The 2,840-nt window shown below is 72.7% G+C and carries 2 protein-coding genes; both read left to right on the top strand.

The window, feature by feature from the left end; all coding sequences use genetic code 11:
- The first annotated feature begins 15 nt into the window (after positions 1–15).
- On the top strand, positions 16–1,935 hold the full coding sequence (locus AOK23_RS51295; protein WP_420823811.1) for an IucA/IucC family protein: 1,920 nt from the start codon (positions 16–18) through the stop codon (positions 1,933–1,935).
- 70 nt (positions 1,936–2,005) lie between these two features.
- Positions 2,006–2,755, top strand: a complete 750-nt coding sequence (locus AOK23_RS43725; RefSeq protein ID WP_055717894.1) for a GNAT family N-acetyltransferase — start codon at positions 2,006–2,008, stop codon at positions 2,753–2,755.
- Positions 2,756–2,840 lie beyond the last annotated feature (85 nt).

Consider the following 2,840-nt stretch of genomic DNA (forward strand, 5'->3'; position numbering starts at 1 on the left):
CCGGCTGGTCGTGCGGTGCCGTCGGCTGCCGACCAGCTGGCCTGGCGTGGCCAAGCGGCACCGCACGACCAGCCGGCACCGCACGGCCACGGGGCCCGACCTGACCAACCGGTCCCACTCGGCCCACCGGCTCCGCACAGCCAGCCTGTCCCGCACGACCAAACGGCCCCGCACAGCCAGTCGGCCCCGCACGACCAACAGGCCCCACTCGGCCAATCGGGCCCACATGAGCAGTGGGTCCTCCTCGGGCAGTCGGCCCCGCTCGACGCACTCGACCTCGTCGGCCGGGTCGCCGACTCCGCTCGGCGCGTCGCCGGATTCATCGCCGAGCGTCGGGCCCGGCCGGATGACGCGCCGGATCTGTTCCTCGCCGCGGAGCAGGCTCTCGTCCTCGGTCATCCGCTGCACCCCACCCCGAAGAGTCGGGAAGGGCTGTCCGAGGCGGAGGCGCGGCTCTACTCACCCGAGTCGCGTGGCTCCTTCCCCTTGCACTGGCTGGCTGTCGCACCCTCCGTTCTCTCGACCGACTCGGCGTGGACGGAGCGCGGCCGAGTCGTTCCGGCCGAGCAGCTGACCGCACGGCTGGCCGGCCCCGGTCTGCCACTGCCCGACGGCTACGCCGCCCTGCCCGTCCACCCCTGGCAACTGCGCGAGGTCCGACACCGCCCGACCGTCGCCGCCCTCCTGGACGCCGGACTGCTGCTCGACCTCGGCCCCCACGGCTCCCCGTGGCACCCCACCTCCTCTGTCCGTACCGTGCACCGCACCGCCGCCCCCGCGATGCTGAAGCTGTCGCTGGGGCTGCGCATCACCAACTCCCGTCGGGAGAACCTCCGCAAGGAACTCCACCGGGGCGTCGAGGTCCACCGCCTGCTGCGCACCGGTCTGGCCAAGGAGTGGCAGGCCGTCCACCCGGGGTTCGACATCGTCCGCGACCCGGCCTGGCTGGCGGTCACCGCGCCGGGCGGCGACCCCGTGCCCGGCCTGGACGTGGTGATCCGGCACAACCCGTTCGGCCCGGCGGACGACGCGTGCTGTGTGGCGGGGCTCGTATCACCGAGGCCGTATGGGGACCGAGCGCGAGCGGACGGGCCACTTGCGGACGGGGCGCAAGCAAGCGGGCAGCACGCGCACCGGCTGTATGCGGACGGGCCACTGGCTGAGGGGCCGTTCGCGGACGGGCCGCACCCGGATGGCGAGCACCAGGCAACCCGCATCCCCGGGCAGCGGGCGTCCCTCCCCGGCCGGGCGCCGCATCACCACGCGGACCCGCAGGCGCCCGGCCATGCCGACCACCTTCCGGAGGGGCCCGTCATGCGGTCCCGGCTCGCCGAGGTCGTCACCCGGCTCGCGGGGCGCACCGGGCGGCCGCGAGGTGCCGTCGCCGCCGAGTGGTTCCTGCGCTACCTGGAGCAGGTCGTGCGGCCCGTGCTGTGGCTGGACAGCGAGGCCGGGATCGCCCTCGAAGCCCACCAGCAGAACACCGTCCTCCTACTGGACCCCGACGGCTGGCCCATGGGCGGGAGGTACCGCGACAACCAGGGCTACTACTTCCGCGAGTCCCGCCGTGCGGACCTCGACGCCCGACTGCCCGGCATCGGCGAGCACAGCGACACGTTCGTCTCCGACGAGGTCACCGACGAACGGTTCGCCTACTACCTCGGCATCAACAACGTGCTCGGTCTCATCGGTGCGTTCGGCTCGCAGGGCCTCGCCGACGAGCGACTGCTGCTCGCCGCCTTCCGCCGCTTCCTCACCGATGTCGCCACCGGCCCCGCCCGGCTGGACACCACCCTGCCGGCCCTGCTGCTCGACTCACCCGTCCTGCGCTGCAAGGCCAACCTGCTGACCCGGCTGAACGGCCTCGACGAACTCGTCGGCCCGGTCGACACCCAGTCCGTCTACGTCACCATCGCCAACCCCCTCCACAGCTGACCCGATCACTGTCGACCCCCTTCACGCCCCGAGGAACATGACCCACCCCATCCCCTGAGAGGAGCGTCGCGTGCCTCCCACCGATGCGAGCACCACATCCGGCACCGACACGGGCACCACCCGGGCCCCCAGCAACGAGGACACACTCGAACTGCGCCTGTCCGACGACCTGGCCGCGTTCCTCGCGGAGGACGCCGACCCGGACGGTGGGGGCACCGACCCGGGCGGGGCGGCACTCTCGGGCCAAGGGGAACTGCTGGATCACCTCGCCGACTGGAGACCCGCGGTCACCCCCGTCGGCACGCTGCGCCTCCTCCCCGTCCGCCTCGAACGGGACCTCCCGCTGATCACCCGCTGGATGAACGACTCCGCCGTGGCCTCGTCCTGGCAGCTCGCCGGACCCGAGGACGTGACCGCGAACCACCTCCGGGCCCAGCTCGACGGCGACGGCCGCAGCGTGCCCTGCCTCGGTGTGCTGGACGGCACCCCGATGAGCTACTGGGAGATCTACCGGGCGGACCTCGACCCCATCGCCCGCCACTACCCCGCCCGCCCCCACGACACAGGCGTCCACCTCCTCATCGGCCCGGTGGCCGACCGGGGGAGAGGTCTCGGCTCCGCCCTGCTCCGCGCCGTCGCCGATCTCGTCCTGGACAACCGTCCTTCCTGCGCCCGCGTCGTCGCGGAACCCGACCTTCGCAACTTCCCCTCCGTCTCCGCTTTCCTCACCGCCGGTTTCCGGTTCTCCGCGGAGGTCGACCTGCCCGACAAACGGGCCGCCCTCATGATCCGGGACCGGCTGCTGCGCGATCTGATGTAGATCCGATGTGCACCTGCTGTGACGCCGTCATTCCTGGTACACCGCCCGGCCCGATCCGGTTCCCGATCGGGCCGGGCGGTGTACC

This window comes from Streptomyces torulosus, from assembly GCF_001419765.1.
Taxonomy (GTDB): Bacteria; Actinomycetota; Actinomycetes; order Streptomycetales; family Streptomycetaceae; genus Streptomyces; species Streptomyces torulosus.